Annotated in this window: 14 protein-coding genes; 13 read left to right on the top strand and 1 reads right to left on the bottom strand. The window is 50.1% G+C overall.

The window, feature by feature from the left end:
* The first annotated feature begins 112 nt into the window (after window positions 1–112).
* From KIK04_RS03305 to KIK04_RS03295, 3 genes are all read left to right on the top strand, one after another.
* Window positions 113–931, top strand: coding sequence for an RsmE family RNA methyltransferase (locus KIK04_RS03305; protein ID WP_232278576.1), 819 nt, complete (start codon window positions 113–115; stop codon window positions 929–931).
* Window positions 932–934: 3 nt separating this feature from the next.
* Entirely contained in the window at window positions 935–2,284 is a 1,350-nt protein-coding gene (gene mtaB / locus KIK04_RS03300) for a tRNA (N(6)-L-threonylcarbamoyladenosine(37)-C(2))-methylthiotransferase MtaB (protein ID WP_232276913.1), read from the top strand.
* Window positions 2,285–2,456: 172 nt separating this feature from the next.
* Complete coding sequence (locus KIK04_RS03295; RefSeq protein WP_232276912.1) at window positions 2,457–2,882, top strand: NUDIX hydrolase; 426 nt, start codon at window positions 2,457–2,459, stop codon at window positions 2,880–2,882.
* Window positions 2,883–2,951: 69 nt separating this feature from the next.
* Here KIK04_RS03295 and KIK04_RS03290 read toward each other — a convergent pair whose 3' ends face one another.
* Window positions 2,952–3,929: a Na/Pi cotransporter family protein gene (locus KIK04_RS03290; RefSeq protein WP_232276911.1), complete on the bottom strand. Its 978-nt coding sequence runs from the start codon at window positions 3,927–3,929 to the stop codon at window positions 2,952–2,954.
* 220 nt (window positions 3,930–4,149) lie between these two features.
* Between KIK04_RS03290 and KIK04_RS03285 the strand changes: the two genes are divergently transcribed.
* The 10 genes from KIK04_RS03285 (at window position 4,150) to KIK04_RS03240 (ending at window position 22,974) form a co-directional block, all read left to right on the top strand.
* Complete coding sequence (locus KIK04_RS03285) at window positions 4,150–5,547, top strand: class I SAM-dependent rRNA methyltransferase (RefSeq protein ID WP_232276910.1); 1,398 nt, start codon at window positions 4,150–4,152, stop codon at window positions 5,545–5,547.
* Window positions 5,548–5,847: 300 nt separating this feature from the next.
* Complete coding sequence (gene addB, locus KIK04_RS03280) at window positions 5,848–9,450, top strand: helicase-exonuclease AddAB subunit AddB (RefSeq protein WP_232276909.1); 3,603 nt, start codon at window positions 5,848–5,850, stop codon at window positions 9,448–9,450.
* Window positions 9,447–13,889 carry a UvrD-helicase domain-containing protein gene (locus tag KIK04_RS03275; RefSeq protein WP_232276908.1) on the top strand — a complete coding sequence of 1,481 codons (4,443 nt, stop codon included), beginning with the start codon at window positions 9,447–9,449 and terminating at the stop codon, window positions 13,887–13,889. Before addB ends, KIK04_RS03275 begins: the two co-directional genes overlap by 4 nt.
* Before the next feature lie 70 nt (window positions 13,890–13,959).
* Window positions 13,960–15,168: an exonuclease SbcCD subunit D gene (locus KIK04_RS03270; RefSeq protein WP_232276907.1), complete on the top strand. Its 1,209-nt coding sequence runs from the start codon at window positions 13,960–13,962 to the stop codon at window positions 15,166–15,168.
* Window positions 15,165–18,896, top strand: a complete 3,732-nt coding sequence (locus KIK04_RS03265) for an AAA family ATPase (protein WP_232276906.1) — start codon at window positions 15,165–15,167, stop codon at window positions 18,894–18,896. Before KIK04_RS03270 ends, KIK04_RS03265 begins: the two co-directional genes overlap by 4 nt.
* Window positions 18,897–19,288: 392 nt before the next feature.
* Window positions 19,289–20,077, top strand: coding sequence for a hypothetical protein (locus KIK04_RS03260; RefSeq protein WP_232276905.1), 789 nt, complete (start codon window positions 19,289–19,291; stop codon window positions 20,075–20,077).
* A gap of 180 nt (window positions 20,078–20,257) precedes the next feature.
* Window positions 20,258–20,599 carry a histidine triad nucleotide-binding protein gene (locus tag KIK04_RS03255; RefSeq protein ID WP_232276904.1) on the top strand — a complete coding sequence of 114 codons (342 nt, stop codon included), beginning with the start codon at window positions 20,258–20,260 and terminating at the stop codon, window positions 20,597–20,599.
* Window positions 20,600–20,777: 178 nt separating this feature from the next.
* Window positions 20,778–20,951, top strand: coding sequence for a 30S ribosomal protein S21 (gene rpsU, locus KIK04_RS03250; protein ID WP_005547957.1), 174 nt, complete (start codon window positions 20,778–20,780; stop codon window positions 20,949–20,951).
* Between the two features lie 15 nt (window positions 20,952–20,966).
* Window positions 20,967–21,410 (top strand): GatB/YqeY domain-containing protein, encoded by a 444-nt coding sequence (locus tag KIK04_RS03245; protein ID WP_232276903.1) that lies wholly within the window; start codon window positions 20,967–20,969, stop codon window positions 21,408–21,410.
* A gap of 154 nt (window positions 21,411–21,564) precedes the next feature.
* Entirely contained in the window at window positions 21,565–22,974 is a 1,410-nt protein-coding gene (locus KIK04_RS03240) for an NfeD family protein (protein ID WP_232276902.1), read from the top strand.
* The last annotated feature ends 25 nt before the right edge of the window (window positions 22,975–22,999 follow it).

The raw sequence follows: 22,999 nt of genomic DNA, 5'->3' as shown, positions 1-22,999 counted from the left end.
GTAGCCGCATAAGTTATGCGTTATGCCTGTGGTAAACAGGTTAACGATTGAAAATGTTGACAACGGTAGCGATCCTACCGCAAAACATGTATGATGAGGAATGTTGATTACGATGCAGAAATATTTTGTTGCTCCGAGCCAGTTTGGCGAGGAGCATATTGACATTGAAGGAAACGATGCACACCACATTATGAATGTGATGCGTGCCAAAATCGGTTCTTCTATTGAGGTTAGCGATGGTCTAGCCCGCGAAGCGTTAGCTAACATCGAATCTTATGAAGAGGGTGTCGTGCGTGCGCGCATCGTTGAGATGCGTCCATTAGATCGCGAGTCCGTCGTCCATGTGACGATTGCCCAAAGCTTGCCTAAAGGCGATAAGATGGAAACGATTATTCAAAAATGTACGGAAATCGGCGCTGTTCGCTTTGTTCCGTTCGTGTCCGAGCGCACGATCGTGCAATATGACGCCAAAAAAGAAGCGAAACGTATCGAGCGTTGGGGAAAGATTGCGAAAGAAGCGGCAGAGCAATCGCACCGCAACCGAATTCCGGACATTATGTCCTCTTTAAGCTGGAAGCAGCTCATTGCCCAGTTTAGCGAATATGACCGCGTATTGTTCTGTTATGAAGATGAGCGGGGGACGCAACTGCGTGATGTTGTAAAACCTTTTGCGGAACGTCTTGCTAGTGACCAGACTTCGATAGAAGCGGCTAATAAGACACAATTAGACCCGTTACCAAATGCCAAAGCGCCAAGTGTGCTAGTCGTCGTGGGACCAGAAGGCGGCTTCGCTACACGTGAAGTCGAGGCGGCACTGGCAGCTGGGGCGCGTGCTGTTGGCTTGGGGCGGCGTATTTTACGAGCAGAGACCGCAGGTATGGTTGCGACCGCCTGCATCATGTATGAATTTGGAGAGATGGGAGGCCTATAAACGATGCCATCAGTAGCATTTTATACATTAGGCTGTAAAGTAAACTTTTATGATACAGAAGCCATTTGGCAGCTGTTTAAAAATGAAGGCTATGAACAAGTCGATTTTGAATCGACAGCAGACGTTTATTTGATTAACACATGTACGGTTACGAACACGGGCGATAAAAAGAGTCGGCAAATTATTCGCCGTGCGGTTCGTCGCAATCCAGATGCCATTATTGCCGTGACGGGGTGCTATGCGCAGACTTCCCCAGCTGAAATTATGGACATTCCTGGCGTCGATCTCGTTGTCGGAACGCAGGATCGTGAGAAGCTGATGGATTTTGTCGGGCAAATCCAAACGGACCGTACACCGATTAACGCGGTGCGTAACATTATGAAGACACGTGCGTTTGAAGAGCTTGATGTACCCGATTTTTCCGAACGTACACGTGCCTTTCTTAAAATTCAAGAGGGCTGCAACAACTTCTGTACATTTTGCATTATTCCATGGTCACGTGGTCTGTCCCGCAGTCGTAAACCGGATAGCGTCCTAGAGCAGGCACGCATGCTCGTTGCCTCTGGCTACAAAGAAATCGTCTTGACGGGTATCCACACAGGTGGCTACGGCGACGATTTGGACAGCTATGCATTGACTGATTTGTTGTGGGATTTGGACAAAATCGACGGCTTGGAGCGGATCCGAATCAGTTCGATCGAAGCGAGTCAAATTGACGATCGGATGATCGAGTTCTTGAACGCATCTTCGAAAATGTGTCGCCACTTCCACATCCCGTTGCAAGCGGGCAACACAGACGTGTTGAAACGGATGCGTCGGAAGTATACGGTCGAGGAGTTTTCGACTAAATTGGCTCGTATTCGTGAAGCGATGCCAGATGTGGCGATTACGACTGACGTTATCGTAGGTTTCCCTGGTGAAACGGATGAGCAATTCCGTGAAGGCTATGAATTTATGAAGAGCGTCGGCTTCTCCGAAATGCACGTCTTCCCATACTCTAAGCGCACAGGCACGCCTGCGGCGCGTATGGAAGACCAAGTGGACGAAGAAGTAAAGCATGCACGTGTGCATGAGTTGATCGACTTGTCCGAACAAATGCAGTTAGAGTATGCGCAAAAATTTGTCGGTCAAGTGGTAGACGTTATTCCGGAGCGCGAAGCCAAAGGAGAGTCAGGTTCAGGCAAAATTATGGGCCACTCCGACAACTATTTGCAAGTTGTATTTGAAGGCGGCGAAGAGCTGATCGGTCAAATATGCCGTGTGAAAATTACAGAGGCTGGCGTGAATGAATGTCAAGGTGTGCTTACACGTGTGATGAGCGACAGTACACTGTCTCGTGTAGCGAACATGTAAGCTGTCCTGTTCTGACGCGCTTACATTGGCGTTTAAACGGATGCAGATCGTACGTAACGATAGTTGGATAGAAGGAGGATTTCATGACCTGTGAGCAGGTGGGGATGAAATCCTCCTTCTTTTGGGATACGATATACATATAAACCAAAAAAAGAAGCTGGAGGAATGTACGATGAAAGAAATCTCTGCTGGAGGCGTCGTCTACCGCAAGCGTGAAGGTCAACTTGAAATTCAACTTATTCAAGACCGATACGGCAAAGTATCGTTAGCGAAAGGCAAAATGGAAGCGGGCGAAACGATCGAACAAACAGCCTTACGGGAAATTGTTGAAGAAACAGGTATTCGTGGCCGTATCGTCGCGCCAATAGATACGATTTATTACCAGTACGTAATGCCCAATGTGGGCACTGTTGATAAAGAAGTACATTATTATTTAGTCGAAGCAGAAGCAGGCGATTTGCAGGCTCAAGTTGAAGAAATTCGCGGAGTTGGCTGGTTTACGCCCGAGCAGGCTTGGACACAACAGCAACAAGCCGGATATGACAATAATGATTCAATTGTGAAAAAGGCGTTTGCTTTGCTGGAGTTGAACGTATAAGCTCTATGGCCTAAGGCGACCCAGACATAAGACTTACGGCGCAAAGGTAAGATCAAATGTCGAACGACGTTATTTAAGTCGGCTCCAAATCGGCAAATAACATAGCGGCAGCGCGATCAGAGAGCCTGCAATGTTGAAAATAGTTTGTGCATGGGCAATTTGCCCGGCAGCATCAGCGGATAAGTAAGCGGAAATGGCGGCCAGTTGTCCGATTAACGGGTAGAACAACATCGCACCCCCAACGTTAAGGGCGACGTGGCTCCAAGCGACAAACTGACCGCTGCGGCTACCGCCGATTGCTGCGATAAGTGCGGTAAAGCATGTGCCGACGTTAGCACCGATTACGATGGCAATGCCGACTTCAACGGGCAGCGCACCTGTGGCAGACAAGCCCATCGCCATAGCGATAATTGCAGCGCTGCTATGGACGAGTGCGGTAATAATCATACCCGCGGCCAGCGCCCAGATGAGGTTGTCTGCAGAACGATCTAGAAACCATGCGAACAAGCCTCGCTGCTGCAACGGCTCGCTAATTTGTTTCATCCACTCAATGCCTAGCAAAATAAAGGCAAACCCAGCAGTAGCCAGCGAACCGTATTGAATCGGTCGCCACCAAGCTGCTCCGCGGACAGCTAGACGTCGAAGGAGTGGAAGTTCACCTTCGTCGCCAAGTACAGCCAAGATCCAGCAGCTGACGGCGAGTACGAGTAGCGGCGCGGCATATTGGTTAAGATTCAACCCGATAAGCTCAGTCGTGAGGCAGGTTCCGATATTGGTGCCAAGAATGATGCCGAGCGTACGAGAAAAAGTCATTAGCCCTGCGTTGACGAGGCCGATGCTAATGACTGTAATTGCCGTGCTGCTTTGCAGCAGTGCTGTCATACCTGTACTAAATAGCATGCCTCTAATTGGCGTGCGAGTAGATGAATGCAGAAAGCGATGTAAATACGGGCCAGCCCATACGTGTAGCGCGAGTTCCATCGTTTTCATGCCAAATAGAAAGATGGCTAAACCGCCAAACAGCGGGAGCCATATTTGTTGGAACATGGCGGCCTTCCTCCCTAATGTGTAATAAAAGGACGAGCGTAGTACGCTTAAGCCATCTATATGCTTGTCTTTACGTCACGATGACAAGTATTCACGTCACGATGACAAGTGTTCACGTTATGAAGACAACGTGCAGCACCAACGAACCAATGAACTTTTTTATCGAACTTTTAAACAACTGTTGATGGAATCCATCGATCATGAGATAGAAGCTGGAAGGATGAATGTAATGAGACCGCAAGTCGTATTAACAAAAGCGCGTAAAAAGCGTACGGAACGCTCGCATCCGTGGATTTTTCAATCTGAAATTGAACGTGTAGAAGGTGAGCCACAGGCAGGAGCGCTCGTTGATGTCGTTACAGCGCAAGGCAAATATTTGGCGACAGGCTATTACAATGCTGCATCCCAAATTACGGTGCGCGTCATCGCTTATGAGCCGATTGCAGCGTTGGATCAAGCTTATTTTGCTGCGCGTTTTCAAGAGTGCTGGGCACATCGTGAGCGCTTTTTGGGGGATGCAACGGCATACCGCCTTGTGTATGGCGAAGCTGACTTTTTGCCAGGACTAATCGTTGACCGCTTTGATGACGTGCTCGTCCTACAAATTTTGACGCTAGGCATGGATGTCCACCGCGACGAAATTGTAGCAGCACTCGTTGAAGTCATGCAGCCGCAAGGCATTTACGAGCGCAGCGATGTGCCGATTCGTGAGCGTGAAGGCTTGGAGCAAGTGACAGGGCTGTTGTACGGTGAGTGCCCGCGTCACGTGCAAGTTAAGGAGAACGACCTTATTATTGAGGTCGATATTGAAGAAGGACAGAAGACAGGCTACTTCTTCGACCAGCGGGAAAACCGCGCATCGATCGCTCCGCTTATGCGCGGTTGGGGCAGACGCAGTGGCATTGAACTGCGTTCGGTGGAAACAGACACAGGCGTTGAGCGACTACCTGTTAATGCGAACGGCAAAGTGGTCTCGTTCCCGTGGTGGGACGGTGCAACTGTGCTGGAGTGCTTTGCGCACACAGGTAGCTTTACGCTGCATGCGTGTAAATATGGGGCTAAAAAAGTGACCTGCCTCGATATTTCGGATCATGCAATCCAGAGCGCCAAGCGTAACGTTGAATTGAACGGTTTCACCGACCGCGTGGAATTTGTTGTCGCGGATGCGTTTGACTACTTGCGGACACAAGTACGCGGGTTGGATGAGCGTGATGAGCGTTCGGCGCAGGCGGATACGAGTAAGAAATCAAAAGTAGACACATCGAAGCCGATGACAGCTGGCGGCGGCCGTACATGGGATGTCGTCATCCTTGATCCACCGGCGTTTGCGAAGACGCGCAGCGCAGTGGATGGAGCATATCGTGGCTACAAAGATATTAACTTGCAAGGAATGAAGCTTGTTAACGAAGGTGGTTACCTCGTTACAGCGAGTTGCTCGTTCCATATGCGTCCAGACCTCTTTATGGAAGCGATTTTGGATGCTGCGCAAGATGCAGGCAAAGTACTGCGTCTCATCGAATGGCGTGCTGCTGGAAAAGATCATCCACAAATCGGCGGCGTTGACGAAGGCCACTATTTGAAGTTTGCTGTGTTTGAAGTGCGCTCAAAACGTAAATAACATCATTATAACAACACCCAATGTGCCGGTTCAGAAGCGACGCTTGGGTGTTGTTGCTTTTTTAATAGGCTTTATGAGCTTTAATAGTCTTTATTAGGCTTTGATACATGGTTATAAACATTAATTAGATCCATTTCCAAATTCCCAAACATGCGTTCTAGTTCGCTTATGCCCTGTGCTATAATGTGAGAGACATCTTTTATGACGATTTTGCTGTAAGGGCTAACATATCACTCCTTTTTTTACAAACGAATAATACGAATGATTAACATACAATTGTGTCTGGAGAGGAGGGGCATCATGCCGCTACATTATATTATCGGCCGCTCGGGAAGCGGTAAAACGACTCATATGCTTGAGCGGATTAAACACCATTTGCGCGAGCAGCCTGATGGTCCGCCTATCATTTTACTCGTACCAGAACAGGGCACGTTTCAAGTGGAACATGAACTCGTATCAACACCAGAAATGAAGGGCATGCTGCGTGCCCAAGTACTCAGCTTTCGGCGTTTAGCTTACCGTGTCATGCAGGAGACGGGCGGAACCGCGCTTACGCCGATCAATGAAGAAGGCAAGAAGATGCTGCTCTACAAAATATTGCAGCGTCGTAAAGCGGACTTGCCGCTTTTTTCAGGGGCCGCCGAGCAGTTCGGATTTATCGAGAAACTAAACGATCTATTTGATGAAATGAAGCGATACCGCATCCAAGCTTCGGATCTAGATGAGCACTTATCGTTCGTGCAGTCGAATATGAGCGGCCATTCGCTCTTATCTGCGAAGCTGCGTGATATGTCTGGGGTGCTGCATGAATTTGAAGCAGAGCTGGCAGAACACTACTTGGACGGTGAAGACGTCTTAGCTCGCCTGGCGGAAGGAATGCCGCAATCGGATTATGTGCGTAATGCCACCATTTATATTGATGGTTTTCATGGCTTTACCCCGCAGGAATACGCGGTATTAGCTTCGTTGATGTTACATGCGCGCGATATGACGATTTGCTTATGTGTGGATCGCCCGTATGAGGTGGGAGAAGTTCCACACGAGCTTAATTTGTTTCATCCGACGGCGACGACGTTTATTAAGCTGCGTGAAATTTCTGAAACGCTCGGGTTTGAAATCGGCAGTGTCAGTCATCTCAAGCAGGGAGATTTGGCGGAGCGGCTTGCGGACGATGAGCGTCGGGAGCAAGTGCCAACACAGCTTCCGCGCTTTAAGCAAGCCTCACAGCTTGCTCATTTAGAGCGGCATTTCGAGCGAAAAGTACCATGGCGTAACCGCGATCACGAATCGAAGTCGGGATCGCAGCATCGTCCCAACGACGATCAGTCGGCACCGGACCAAGCGAGCATTACGGTACGAGCGGCTGTTCACCGTCGTGCTGAGGTGGAAGCGGCGGCGCGTGAAATGCTGCGCCGTGCTCGTGAAGATGGCGTTCGTTGGCGTGAGATGGCCATCATGGTGCGCAATATTGCAGATTACGGTGACATTATTAGTACCGTATTTCAAGATGCGGGCATCCCTTACTTTATGGACCAAAAACGAACCGTGCTGGACCATCCTTTTGTAGAAATGACGCGTGCAGCACTTGATATGATCAGCGGCTATTGGAAGTATGATGCGGTATTCCGCTTTGTAAAGACGGAATTTTTGCTGACAGAGGACGAGCATATTACGCGAGCAGATTTTGACCGTTTAGAGAACTATGTGCTGGCATGTGGCATCGAAGGCTCACGCTGGACAAACGGTCGTCCGTGGCCAGCTGAGTTTAATCAAGCTTTAGATCCCGATGACCCTGAACATGAAGAACGAAAAAATCGAACCGCACCGGAATGGATCGAGCATTGCCGCCAGCTTATCGTAACGCCAGTTGCTGCACTTGAACGTGCGCTGGGAAGCAATCGGGATGTACGTGGAAAATGTGAGGCACTGTACCGTTTTTGGATAGCGCTGAACGTGCCACACAAACTGGAGCGTATGAGTCAAGAGGCGCTGTTGCATGGGGACGTGCAGCGTGCGCGGGAACATCGGCAAATGTGGGGCGCTATGCTTGATATTTTGGATCAAATGGTAGAAATGGTTGGGGAAGAGCGCATGTCTGTTGAGTTGTTTGCGGGCATGCTGGAAACCGGGTTGGAAAGTATCAAAATGGCAATTGTTCCGCCTGCGCTTGACCAAGTGTTAATCGCTTCGATGGATCGAACCCGCTCTGGACAAATAAAACATCTGTATTTGCTTGGCATTAACGATGGTGTTATTCCGAGCCGCCCAACAGAGGATGGCGTACTGACCGAAAATGAGCGCGATATGCTCCATCAAATTGGGATGGAGCTCGCGCCAGGCATACGCCGCAAACTACTAGACGAGCGGTTTATCATATACAACGCCTTGACAGCGCCTAGTCACACCTTGTGGCTGAGCTATGCCTTGGCGGACGAAGAGGGCAAATCGCTGCTTCCGTCCGAAGTTGTCCGTCATGTGCGTGGACTGTTCCCGCACGTGCAAGAACAAATCGTGATGGCTGAGCCGAACGAATTTATGAGTGAAGTAGAGCAGGCAGCCTATGCGGGGCACCCAGAAGCTGCGTTACGCTACTTAATCGTGCAGTTGCGGGAATGGAGGCGTGGCCGCCCGATCGCACCGATCTGGTGGGACGTCTATCGTTGGTTTATGATGCAGCCCGATTATCGTGAGCGGCTGCGCACGCTTACAGGCTCGCTTGTGTATCGCAATCAAGTGGAAGCGATTGAGTCGAAGACGAGCGTTAAGCTGTACGGAAAACAGCTGCGCACGAGCGTTTCCCGTATGGAACGCTTTGTTGCTTGTCCGTTTGCACACTTTGCTTCGCACGGCTTAAAGCTGAAAGAGCGGCGTACCTACAAGTTGGAAGCGCCGGACATCGGCCAGTTGTTCCATGCTGCGCTTAGCCGTATGGCAACGGACTTATCCACAGGTGGCCGCACATGGGCAGCCCTGACCCAAGAGGAATGCCGCGCTGAAGCGGATCGCATTGTCGATTTGTTAGCGCCGCGTCTGCAAGGCGAAATCTTGTTAAGTACGAAGCGCTACGAACATATATCGCGCAAACTGAAGCAAATCGTAGGCCGCGCTGCCTCCGTAATCGGCGAACATTCTCGTCGCGGCAAGTTTGAGCCTGTTGCGCTCGAAATTGATTTCGGGCCGGACAAGCAGCTGCCGGCGCTGCAATTTACGCTGCCGAACGGCTGCACGATGGAAATTATCGGTCGGATCGACCGTGTCGATCGTGCGGACAGTGAGCAAGGTGTGCTGCTGCGTGTCATTGACTATAAATCGAGTGCAACCGATTTAAAGCTGCACGAAGTATTTTATGGATTATCGCTGCAAATGCTTACGTATTTGGATGTATTAATTACGAATGCGGAAGAATGGCTAGGGACAGAAGCAATGCCTGCGGGGACGTTATATTTTCATGTCCACAACCCGCTGCTGCAAGCAGTGAACGGTATGAGCCCCGAGCAAGCGTATGACCAATTATTGAAAAAGTTCAAAATGCGCGGCCTCGTGCTTGCCGATCGCGACGTTGTCTCGCTCATGGATGAGCCGCTGGACAAAGGGTATTCCGACATTTTACCTGTGGCCGTTAAAGCGGACGGGTCCTTTTATAGCAATGCGTCTGTCGCTACCAATGAGCAATGGGGTGTGCTGCGCAGCACCGTGCGCAACGTCATTCAACGGATCGGTACGCGCATTACGGACGGAGATGTCCAGATCGACCCGTATCGTCTCGGACCGAAAAAGGCATGTGACCATTGCCAATATAAACCGGTGTGTCAATTTGATGAGTTAGTCGAAGGTAATCAATTCAACATGCTGCCGCGCATGAGCAAAGATGAAGCGTGGACGAAGCTGGAAGGAGGGTCATGATGGAGAAGCAAGATGCACAAGTATCACCAACGATAATGGAAAATGTCAATGAAGCGAAGACAGTAGCAATAGATGCTCCTGAGCAGCTCACTAGCCTGTCAGAGCGGCATACTACTACGTCTAAGCAACTCACTAGTGTGACCGAGGAGCTTTCTGAACCATCCGTTCAGCTCACTAGTACAGCCGAGCAATCTGTTTCGCCTACGGACATGCCTAAGACACTACCAGTTAAGCCGGAAGAAAGCACATGGACGGATGAGCAATGGCGAGCCATTGTCGATGGAGGGGAGAACATTCTCGTCGCAGCGGCAGCCGGATCAGGCAAGACGGCTGTACTCGTTGAACGTATTATTCGCAAAATTAGTGATGAAGCAAAGCCTGTACACGTTGACCAGCTCTTAGTTGCCACATTTACAAAGGCAGCTGCTGCCGAGATGAGAGAGCGGATTCGGATTGCACTTGAGCGGGAATTGGAGCGCAATCTGGATTCGGAGCACTTGCGCCGCCAATTGGCGTTGCTCAATCGAGCCTCCATCACGACTTTGCATTCGTTCTGCTTGGAAGTAATTCAGCGACATTTTCAGACGATCGGGCTTGACCCGTCATTTCGAGTTGCGAATGAAACCGAAACCGAGCTGCTGCGCCAAGACGTGCTTGAGCAGCTATTTGAGGAGCGGTACGCGGCGGAGGATACATCCTTTCGTCGTATGATTGACTGGTTTAGTGGGGAACGCAACGATGAAGCGGCTTTTCGTTTAGTCCATCGGTTGTACGAGTTCTCGCGCAGTCATCCGTGGCCTGGTGACTGGCTGGACGGAACTGCCGCGGCATTTGAAGCGGAGGATATTGCTGCATTAGGTCAGACGGCATGGGCAAGCAGTGTCATGGCGGATGCACGTCTAACCTTGCACGGCATAGTGGAGCTGTTAAAGCAGGCCCTTCGTCTAACGGAGGTACCAGGAGGCCCAGAACCGTATCGGGACACGCTGGCGCAAGAATTGCAAGGGGCGATCGCTTTATTACAAGCCGCGCAAGAGCGTCCGTGGGAAACGATGCACGAGGCGTTCGACTTGTTGTCGTTTGGCCGTCTGGCGGCCTGTCGTGGCGACAAATACGAGAAATCATTGCAAGAGCAAGTGAAGCGGTTGCGCGACCAAGCGAAGACGCGTTTGCAACAACTAAGCGATGAACTATTCCGGCGGACACCAGCGCAATTTTTGCATGAACTGCATGCAATGGCGCCGGTTATGCATACGTTGTCGGGGGTCGTACAGCAATTTGGTAGCCTTTATGAACAAGCGAAGCGGGATAAAGGTTTTCTTGATTTTTCCGACTTGGAGCACTACTGCTTACGAATTTTACGGGACCCGCAATCGACCCCAGCGCATACGCTTCCTTCAGAAGCGGCATTGCAATATCAAGAGCAGTTTGCTGAAATTTTGCTGGACGAGTATCAGGACACGAACATGGTTCAAGAGGCCATTGTGGATCTGATAACGAAACCGGGCAGCGGCAATCGCTTTATGGTTGGGGACGTCAAGCAAAGTATTTATCGCTTCCGCTTGGCAGAGCCGGGGCTATTTTTGAACAAATACCGTACGTATGATGCAATTGGCCGTGGAAATGGTACGCGGATCGATTTGGCCCGCAATTTCCGTAGTCGTGCAGAAGTTGTAGATGCTGTAAATATGATATTTAGACAGATTATGAATCCTAACGTGGCTGAACTTGATTACGATCAGGCGGCAGAACTCGTTTGCGGGGCGTCTTATCCGACTTTGGATGAGGTGACAGACATCGCAGCCACTGTTTATGGCGCGGATCAGGTCGAGGCCCAAAGCTTTGATACCGAATTAATTGTCATTGAAAAAAAGGAAACAGCGGAGTCTCCAGCTATTGAAGAGGAAGACGTGGAGTCTGAGCAAGCCATGAACGAATCAGGCGATACGTTGGATGCTTCGGAAATAGAAACCGCACGACTGGAAGCGCGCGCGATTGCGGCGCGTATTCGTCGTTTGCTTGGTGATGCAGGCGAACCGCCATTTCTCGTGTATGACAAGCAATTAAAACGAATGCGGCCTGTGACGTATCGAGATATCGTGATTTTGCTGCGCGCCACACAAGCATGGGCGCCGCTTATCGTCGAAGAGCTTCGATTAGGCGGAATTCCGGCTTACGCAGAGTTTAGTACGGGTTATTTCCAAGCGACCGAAGTGAGCGTCATCTTATCGTTGCTGCGCGTCATTGACAATCCGCTACAGGACATCCCGCTGGCCTCCGTGCTACGTTCGCCAATCGTTGGATTGAATGCGGAGCAAATGGCACAAGTCCGTATCGCGGGCAAAGATGTGACGTTCTATGATGCGTTGCTGGAACTCGTATCTGCAACCTCTGATTTTGATCAAGGCGAAGATGAACAGCAGCAACAGCAGCAACAACTACTGCAAAGGCTGCGTCATTTCTTGCACCAATTTGAACGCTGGCGCGATGAAGCGCGTCAAGGGCGTTTGTCCGATTTGATCTGGCGTATTTACCGTGAAACGGGTTATTACGAGTGGATTGGTGGTCTAGCGGGCGGCATGCAGCGTCAGGCGAATTTGCGGGCTCTTTATGACCGCGCAAGACAGTACGAATCCTCCTCGGTACGAGGACTATTTCGTTTCTTGCGCTTTATTGATCGGATGCGAGAAACGGGCGGCGATCTCGGAACAGCGCGTGCGCTAGGTGAACAAGAAGACGTCGTGCGCATTATGACGATTCACAAAAGTAAAGGTTTAGAGTTTCCGGTCGTCTTCGTGGCCGGTCTAGCTAAAAAGTTCAATCAGCAAGACTTGAACGCATCGTTTCTTATGCACAAGCAGTTGGGCTTCGGGCCAAAGTTCGTCGATGAGGAACTGCGGGTCACTTATCCGACCTTGCCGAACTTGGCTATTCGTCGTCAAATGAAGCTGGAACTGCTAGCGGAAGAATTACGTGTTCTTTATGTGGCGCTTACCCGCCCGAAAGAAAAAATGATTCTCGTCGGTACGGTAAATGATGCCGAAAAAGCAATTGTGCAGTGGGGAGAAGCATTGGATTGTGAGCCGCTCCTATTACCGGATTACACAGTGGCTAAAGCGCGCAGCTATTTAGATTGGCTCGGCCCTGCTGTTATTAGGCATCCTGCAGCCTCGGAATGGCGTCGCTACGCTGGTCTACCTAACCGTAACGGCGCTGCCCTTATGGATGAGTTGGCAGGTTGGAAGCTATCGCTTATGCCAGCAAACGTACTCGCGTTAGCGACGGATTCAGGAGCAGAAGCTGGAGAAGTAGATGAGACGATGAAAAATAGGCTGCAAGAGCTGACGGAGCTGTCTCCACTCACGGATGCGCCTTCTTCTGAACATAGCGAGACTTTGCTCAAGCAATTGTCTTGGCGCGATCCGTATCGCTTGGCAGCTATGCTACCAGCCAAAACGACCGTAACGGAAATGAAACGGCTAGCATCCTCCGAGGAATGGCCTGCCTCTTCATGGGTGGAGACACAGTTAGAAGAGTCGGAAGAGCCCATTACGTCAGATGCTGCTGCGGAGCCGGAACGGTCTGCAAATGAAATATCAAATCGACCAGATGCTTTGGTGTATGCAAATTCAGAAGCGCTGGGCGTAGATTCAATGTCGTTGCAGCCGCCTTCAAACAAGGAGTCCGCGTTCACACTACATTTGCGTCGTCCGCGTTTTATGGAGCAGACAAGCATTACACCAGCGGAACGCGGGACGGCTTACCATTTGCTCATGCAGCATTTATCGCTTCATGCGCCGATGACGGCCGACATAGTCAAGCAAACGCTTGATCATATGGTTGATAAGCAACTTATGACGGCCGCTCAAGCAGCTGTAATGGATATCGAAGCGGTAATGGCCTTTTTTGAGAGTGAAGTTGGACAACAATTGCAAAGCGCAGCTTGGGTAAAAAGAGAGCTACCGTTCAGCTACGGCATTACGGCTACAGAGGCGTACACGGTGGAGACGGCGTTACAACAAGACGCTATCCGTGCCGCAGAAGAAGCGCGGTCATCCGAAGCAATTGTAGATAAACAAGCAAGTACAGAAAATACAGAAAACACAGAAAATACAGAAGAGACAGTAAGTAAAGAAAGTGCACCTTCCTATGTTGCGACAGCAACGTTTGCCGCCTATGACGATACAGGTATGCTAAACGACGAAACGGTGCTCGTACAAGGGGTTATCGATTGTATTTTTGAAGTGGATGGCAAGCTTATTTTGCTCGATTACAAGACGGACAAAGTGCTAGAACATCGGGGTGGTTTGCCAGCCTTGGTAGAGCATTACCGATTCCAGCTAAATATATACGCACGCGCAATCGAGCATATTTGGAAACGGCCAGTAGACGCCAAGGTGCTTTATTTCTTTGATGCGCAGCAAGCTTGCGAGCTTTAGTCGAATGAATGTTCCGACATAAATAGGATACAGACGCAAATCTGATTTTTTAAAAAAGGAGGTGGCCACGATGCGCATTTTACACACGGCGGATTGGCATTTTGGCAGAACGCTAGAAGGTCGTAGCCGTTTGCAAGAGCAAGCTGCATTTGCAGATGAGCTTGTGCGCATAGCTGACGATGAGCAGGTAGATCTGCTGCTCATCGCAGGGGATGTGTATGACACCGTTAACCCGCCAGCCGCAGCGGAGCAGCTATTTTATGAGACGGTCGCGAGGTTGTCGGATGGCGGCAAGCGGCCTGTTGTCATTATATCTGGCAACCATGACCACCCTGAAAGATTGACTGCGGTCGCTCCGTTATTGCGGTCGCAGGGCATCACGATAGTTGGCCAGCCAGCGATTGAGCCAGTCAACATCAAATGCGCTCGCACAGGCGAGGTAGCTGTCATTGCGGCGTTGCCTTATCCGTCCGAAGCCCGACTGAAGGAGTTGTTGTCGCTCGACAATGATGAAACAGTTCTGCGGAGTGCGTACAGTGAGCGAGTCGGACAGCTTTTTCGCCGACAGGCACAGTTCTTCCAGCCGCATACGATTAACGTGGCGATGAGTCATTTATACTTGCTTGGCGGAGTCGATAGCGAGTCCGAACGCCCGATTCAAGTTGGCGGTGCATACACCGTTGATCCACGTGCATTTTCGTTGGAAGGGGAAGTCACGCAAGCGCAGTACGTGGCGTTGGGCCATTTGCACCGACCGCAGCGCGTAAAAGGACCTGGGCATATTCGGTACAGCGGCTCGCCTCTTGCCTACAGCTTTTCAGAAGCGGGGCAGACGAAATCGATTACGATTGTGGACTTGGCACCTGGGGCCGTGGCAGAGCCTGTCGAACATTACTTAACATCGGGCAAGCCGCTCGTGTCTTGGAACATTCGCGGAGGCTATGAGGAAGCGATCCGATGGATTGAGGAAGGACGCGACGCCAATGCTTGGATTGATGTCGGCATGTATTTGACGGAAGCGTTAACCATGGAACAAATACAGAAGCTGCGCCGCGCTCATGAAGGAATTGTGCATATCCGACCGATTTATCCTGAAATCGAGGAGACTGTCGAAGAAATTGGCCGCCGAAGTGAATTGCCTGTAGAAGAGCTGTTTCGTCGTTTTTACGAGCGTCAAACCGGAGGTGCAATGCCAGACGATGAGCTTGTCCGTTGTTTCCTAGAACTTATTCAGGAAGGCGAGCCGCACAATGAGGATGATGGAGAGGTGAGCGCATGAAACCGATCGAGTTAAAGCTTGCGGGTCTGCAAAGCTATCGCGAGGAGCAGCGAATTGACTTTAGCGAATTGTGCGACACCGGCATATTCGGTATTTTTGGCCCGACGGGCAGCGGAAAATCGTCTATTTTAGATGCCATGACATTGGCCTTGTACGGAAAAGTGGAGCGGGCATTAAACGGCACACAAGGCATTATGAACCAAGCGGAGAGCACACTTAGCGTCTCGTTGAGCTTTGCGCTGACTGGCGCTGCTGGAACACGGCAGTTTCGGGTCGAGCGGCGGTTCAAGCGTACGGGTGAAGTGACCATAAGTAATACCGTGTGCCGCTTTATTGAAATAAGTGCTGAAGGTGAGCAAGTTATAGCTGATAAGCTTGCGGACGTAAATCGCTCTGTTGAGGAACATATAGGCCTTAAAATGGACGACTTTACACGTGCGGTCGTACTGCCACAAGGTAAATTCTCTGAATTTTTGTCCTTAAAAGGAAGTGAGCGCCGTCAAATGCTGCAACGTCTGTTCTCGCTCGAAAAATACGGCGATGAACTCGGAGTGAAGCTTGCTCGACGTGTAAAGGAAGCGGATGCGGACGTAAAAACATGCGTGGCAGAACAGCAAGGACTTGGCGATGCCTCTCCGGAAGCAGTTACCGCAGCGGAACAAGCGCTGGCTGATGCTATCGCATTGGCCGAGCAGGCTCGTGAAGCGAAGCTAACGGCTGAGCGTGAGTACCGTGCTATGGCCGAGCGACGCGGCTGGCAGATCGAACGTGACGAGGTAACGTCACGCTTGCGTAAGCTTGATGCCGATGCTCCTAGAATAGCAGAGCAAGAGGAGCTAGTACGACAAGCGGCAGCGGCTGAAGTGCTGATGCCTGTTATTGCGGAGGCGAATGAATCTGAGGCACTTCAGCAGGGCGCTCAGGTGAAGCTGACGCAAGCCGAAGAAGCCTATAGGGTTGCGTCCGTGAAGGCGGAGGAAGCGTCTTGCATATCGATTGATGCAAGACGAGAGCGTGAGCAGCAGGAACCGGAATTGCTGCGCAAACAAGAGCAATTGCAAGAAGCGTTGAACATTGCGGAGGAGGCCAAGCGATTAGAGCAGGAGGCTGCGGAATGCGAGCAGCGTCTGCATGAGGCGCATGCCTCGTATACGGCGGCTAAAGCTGAGGTAGAACGGGCCCAAGCGCTGCTTGCACGGGCGTCGGAACGCCAAGCTGAACTCAAAACGCTGTTAAAGCAGAACGAGCGCCCGATAGCAGAGCGGGAGCGGTTCCAAGAAGCTTGGCAGCTTAAACAACAGTTTGATGCTGAGGCGGTACGCTATCAAGAGCTTGCTGCGCTTCAGCAAGCTAGTGAAGCTGCACATGTTGAGCAGCAGCGTAATGGGGATGTCGCTTTTCAATCTGTGCTGGCCAAAGTGGATGCCATTTCTGTTTGCACAGATCGAGGTCAATCGCTTGGTCCTAGCGTTGTAACTTTACAAAATCGTGCTGTAACCGTAGTGGAGTATACTGAAAATGCAATTAAAGCCATTCGTGAGCAAGTATGGGTGCAGCAGAAGCAGGTGCTGGCAGCGCAGTTAGCAGCTGAGTTGCAGGTAGGTGACAATTGTCCGGTATGTGGCTCCACGGAGCATCCTCACCGTGCGCATGCTCACACAGGGGCACAGTCCCCAGTGGAGTCCGACCAATTGGAGCGTAAGACGGAACAACTTGCTGCCACAGAAGCTCAATTAAAAGCTTGGGAGCAACTGCGTGATGAGGCTCGTGCTTTTATTGTGGAGACGCATAATGCGAGCAGCCGGAGTCAATCCATTGTAGCGCAATGGAAAGAAAGGATCTCGAATTTAAAAGAACGGCTTCAGCATAGTTTAGGCTTGCAAGAACAAGCAATTGACGCCCCATATCGGTTATCGGGTAGTGACGAGCAGGACAACAATGCTGCGTATTTTAATCAAATTGCATCAGCTTTGTCGATAGATCTAACGGTGGACTCGTTCGCGAATTCGACTACGAGTTCGACTGTGGCAAGTCCGAAGACTGTCGAGAATTCGAATGCTGTTGTGGATACGAATACTGTCATGGATAGGGCTACATTTGCTGCTGCGACTGTTTTTGCTTCAGCTTCAGCTTCCGTACCAAACAAGGAGCAGTCGAAGCGTGCAGCAGATGCTGACCCGAGCGAATTGGTAACTTGGTGTACCCATGAAACGGAGCAATTGCGGGTTGCACTGGCGGATTATCTTTCGGAGCAGGAAAGCTGCACGCGACAAATGGAAACTGAATATTCCCAGTTTGCAGACACGTTGTGGCAACTGCAACGCAGCAGGGACAATACAGATAGCAGTGCGAAGGCACTTCGCGAGGCTAATAAAGCGCTCGAATCAGCCGAGAACAAGCGTCAGACAAATCTAAACGCTTGGCAGCAATCTTTTGCAGACTGGCGATTCGAGGAGCTTGAATCGTTGCGTGAACAGTGGCGCGAATGGGATGCGACAGCACAAGATTGTCGATCTCGACTAGAGCGAAGCGTCGCTTACTTGGATGAAACGCAGGCGCAACTTAAGCAACATGAACAAGTGATGCAAGTTGCTGAACGGAATCAAGTGCAAGCGGAAGCAGAGTTGAGCGGTATTAAGCGGCTTCTATCGAACTATGAACCGCGCTTGCGGCCTTGGGCGGGAGGGCAGCCGTTAACGCAACTCGTGCACGACAATGAGGCGTGTATTACAGCGCTGCGAGCTCGTGCTGAAACGAGCACAGTGGGAGCGGAATCGGCTCGCAAAGCAGAAGCCCAATCCGAGCAGCAAGCGGCGCTTGCCCGCCAAACATGGACAGCCGCGAGCGAACGCGCACATGCGGCTATGGAGCGGTTAGCCGCTGAATTAACGGCGTCACCTTTCCGTACGCCGCAAGCCGTACAAGCTGCTGCGCTAACCTCTGATGAGCGGCAGCGCATACAAGCTGCACTTGCTATGCATCACGAGGCGCAGCGTGATCTCGCTGCACAACTGCGCAGGCTGGACGAGCGTCTTGTCGGACAAGAGGTGTCAGACGAGGCGTGGTCTGCTTGTGAAGAGTGCTGGAAGCACAGCGTTGAGCAAGACGAAGCTACACTTGCCACCCGTGCCAAAGCAGAACGCGATGCCGAGGAGCTAACGAACAAGCATGCCCGTTGGGCAGAGCTTGAACATAAAAGGCAGATCGGAGCCGAACATTTAGCCCGTTTGCAGCAATTGCAGAGCGTGTTCCGCGGCAACGCCTTCGTGGAATTCGTTGCTGAGGAGCAGCTACTGCAAGTGAGTCGAGCAGCATCTGAGCGACTGAAAAAGCTCACGAAGCAGCGCTATGCGCTGGAAGTAGATTCAGGTGGTGGCTTCGTCATTCGTGATGACGCTAACGGTGGTATTCGCCGTCCTGTATCTACATTGTCGGGCGGAGAAACGTTCCTGACCTCACTAGCATTAGCGCTAGCCTTATCTGCACAAATTCAGCTGCGCGGCATGTATCCGCTTGAATTTTTCTTCCTCGACGAAGGGTTTGGAACGTTAGACCCTGAGTTGTTGGATACTGTAGTTACAGCGCTGGAGAAGCTGCATTCGGATCGTTTGGCAGTGGGTGTAATCAGCCATGTGCCTGAGTTGCGCGCTCGTTTGCCGCGCAAGTTGTGTGTAATAGCAGCTGAGCAGGCGGGTAGAGGTTCGCGTATTGTGCAGGAGTTTAGTTAACGTCGGGCTGTTTCGGCAATGTCGCTTTGGTTGCATTGCTGAATAGCGCTGTGTATGGGTTGTTAAACGCTTAGAGCAGCTACGCCCAGCTACGCCCAGCTACGCCCAGCTACGCCCAGCTACGCCCAGCTACGCCCAGCTACGCCCAGCGCACAACTGTATACAATGAGCATGGTGAAGTATGTCACAGAGACAGTTGAAAATGGCTGTTATAATACAGACAACCGGCACCTATATATGGGCATCTCGATCAGCGTCTAATAAGCTACCGCTAGACGCTAACAACGAGATGCCTATTTTTTTGCAATCAGCACAAATGTACCTTGCACACAGTAAAGACTGGGCGAATACCATGACTGTATACTCAATAAAAGCGAAAGTGGGAGGCGTCTATGGAAAAGAAAAAATCGAACAATGTTCAGCCATCTGTTCCAGCTACTCCACTGCCAAGTGGAACAGCCCAGCCTTATTCACATGGAACGGCACAACCACTGCCAGACGGTTCAAGCAAGCCATTTCCCGGAGGAACGTTTCAACCTCTGTCAGATGGTTCAAGCAAGCCATTTCCCGGAGGAACGTTTCAACCTCTGTCAGATGGTTCAAGCAAGCCATACCCCGGAGGAGCGTTTCAACCGCTGTCAGACGGTTCAAGCAAGCCATTTCCCGGAGGAACGTTTCAACCTCTGTCAGATGGTTCAAGCAAACCATACCCCGGAGGAGCTGTCCAACCGCTATCAGGTGGTTCAGGTAAGCCATACCCAGAAGGTGCGATCCCGCCGCTATCAAGTGGCCCCGCCACAACATTTCCAGCAGAAGCGAATCAACCATTGCCAGCAGGACATTCTTGGAAAGAACATTGCTATAATCACCTGCATCGATACGTCCATTTAAAAACAGTTAACAAGTGCGCGTACGAGGGTATCATACAGCATGTAGATGATGCTAACGTATATTTAGCTGTACCCGGTGCACACGCTGATGACCGTGCAGACTGTACAAGGGCACTCGGTCATGGATTTCATTCGCCCAATTATTTTCATGGAGGTTACTACTATCCTTATGGTTTTGGTCGTCGCCGTTTTGATTCAATTGGACTTCCGCTCGCTCTCCTGGCAGGATTAGCTATCAATCCATATGTTTATCCATACCCTTACTACCCATACCCTTATCCTTATTATTAAAATGTGGATCAAGCTCACAAAAGCATCACTCTCATCCTAAATCAACACACATTAGGATGAGAGTGATATTTGTTGTGCGGGTAGATGCTTAAACATTGGACGAGCGGCTTGATTTTCGTTATGATATTGTTATACATAATTGTCGCTGTTTAACTGGACATCCTGAAGGAGGGTACGAAGATGAGTTGTATTTTTTGTAAGATCGTAGAAGGGGCAATCCCAGCTAAAAAAGTGTATGAGAATGAACACGTTATCGCATTCCATGACATTCAACCGCAAGCACCCGTGCATGTGCTTATTATTCCCAAGAAGCATATCCCGACGATGAACGATGCGGCAGGTGAGGATTTTGTATTGATTGGTGAAATGCATCGTGCTGCACAAGAAGTGGCGCGTGAATTAGGTGTGGACCAGACAGGTTATCGCCTCATTAACAATTGTGGCAAACATAGTGGACAAGAAGTATTCCATATTCATTATCATTTGCTCGGCGGTGAATTTTTGGGGCCGCTAGTAAGTTAAATTCTGGTCGTTTTTCGCAAGAAACTGGGAATTTTCGTATGGAAATTTGATGTTTCAAGCGTAATTCATGACAGATTGTGAACGTGAGGTTGACACCCCCTTTTACAATCACATATAATGTAGTTTGATAAGCCGTGTTGCCGTTCTTGGACGGTCTGGTCGGAGGGAGGGAAAACTGGTGTCTGAAACGAAAGTTCGCAAAAACGAGACAATCGATGCTGCACTTCGTCGCTTTAAGCGTTCCATCGCTAAAGATGGTGTCTTGGCTGAAGTTAAAAAGCGTAAGCACTATGAAAAGCCAAGCGTCAAGCGCAAGAAAAAGTCCGAGGCTGCTCGCAAAAGAAAGTTTTAGGAGGATTTAGCACCAATGGATCTTAGCCAAAGATTGAACGAAGATATGAAGCAAGCGATGAAGAGTCAAGACAAGTTCAAGCTCTCCACCATCCGGATGGTACGTTCGGCGATCAAGAATGTTGAGATAGATGTTAAAAGAACTTTGAATGACGATGAAGTCCTTGAGATTCTGGGTCGTGAAATCAAACAGCGGAAAGATGCCCTCCATGAGTTCGAGAAAGCAGGTCGTGGCGAATTAGCGGATAATGTAAAAGCGGAAATTGATATATTGAGCCAGTACCAACCTGCTCAGCTTTCCGAAGAAGAGATAAAAGTGATTGTACAAGAGGCCATCCAAGAAACCGGTGCTTCTTCGAAAGCCGACATGGGGAAAGTAATGAGTGCCCTCATGCCTAAGGTGAAGGGGCGCGCAGATGGCAAGTTAGTCAATTCGCTGGTTCAACAGTATTTGCAATAAAAGCTATCGGCAAATAAAAGACACTCCTCTTAAGAGGAGTGTCTTTTTTAATTTCAATTGGTAATGCTGAATCATATGAAACGATTCTGGTCATATAACGTATTATGTCATAGTAAGAAGATGTATCAACTACGAAATACGGAGGGGGTAGAAGGTGAGCGGAACGCGATTTAGGTTACGGTTCGGAGAAGGTCTCCGAAAAAAGGCAACGTTATCGTTGCTGCTCCTCATGCTCTCGATGATGGTTTTTGGTTCATTGCCAATTGCTCAAGCGATGCCATCCATGATGGACGTAGCTGCTCATAAGGATAGTGATCCATCAAGAAATGTAGTCGTTATCCCGTTGCAGGGCACAGTTGACCCGGTGATGAAATCGTTTTTTTCGAGAGCTATGTCTGAAGCTGCACAGTACGGTGCAGAGCTCGTTATTTTAGAAATGAATACGCCTGGAGGCTATGCACAAATTGCGCAGGAAATGGGGACGCTGCTGTCAGATAGCCAGCTGCGAACCGTTATGTATGTGCACGGCAAGGCGGCGTCAGCAGGCAGCTACTTGGCCTTAAATGCAGATGAGATTGCCATGGCTCCTGGCAGCGCTATTGGTGCAGCTGCATTGGTAGACGGTGACCATAATTACGTGGACGACCCGAAGGCAATCGCCTTTTGGAACAGTCAAATGAAATCAGCTGCTGAGAAAAATGGCCGCAATGTAGATGTGGCTGTTGCCATGGCTGACTTGAAGTCAGAAATTAAATTGCCTGAGCTTGGCCGTGTAAAGAAAGCAGGCGAAGTGCTGTCCTTGAGTGTACAGGAAGCGCGTAAAGTTGGATATGCTGATTATGAGGCTGCATCGGTGCAAGACTTATTGGTCCAAATGAAATTAGAAGGTGCCAATATCGTTACGATCGAACCTGAAACGACGGAATGGATTGCGTCTATTATTACGAATCCGTACGTCAGTACACTGCTGTTGTTTCTTGGCATTGCAGGTGTAGCCATTGAATTGCTTGTACCTGGATTCGGGTTACCTGGATTTTTAGGTGTACTTGGGTTTGGACTTTATTTCTTCGGACATTATGTAGCTGGATTAGCCGGAATGGAGACAGTTGTCCTGTTCATTGTAGGACTCGTGCTGCTCGTGCTTGAGTTGTTTATACCGAGCTTTGGCATACTAGGCATTCTTGGTTCAGCGAGCTTAATTTTTGGTGTTGTACGTGCTGCGTACGATACGTCAGATGCGTTTGTATCGCTAGGCATCGCTTTTGTTGCTGCGGTCATCGTGGTCGTCATTGTAGCTAAAGTATTTAAACATCGTGGTGTGTGGAATCGCTTTATTTTGCGAGATACACTATCGACGAACGAAGGCTACGTATCGAATGACAACCAGACGGCGCTGATTGGCAAAGTTGGAACAGCAATTACGCCGCTTCGTCCATCGGGCACCGTAATGATTGACGGTAAGCATATCGATGTCGTGACGGATGGTACGTTTATCGAGCGCGATGCAACCGTTATCGTGATGGAAGTAGAAGGGGCGCGTGTCGTTGTACGTAAGCACATTTAACTACTAGGGGATAAATTAGTTTACC

The organism is Paenibacillus sp. 481 (genome assembly GCF_021223605.1).
GTDB lineage: Bacteria > Bacillota > Bacilli > Paenibacillales > Paenibacillaceae > Paenibacillus_B.
Note: the sequence above shows the minus strand (reverse complement) of the source record. Positions and strands in the feature narration are given on the sequence as shown.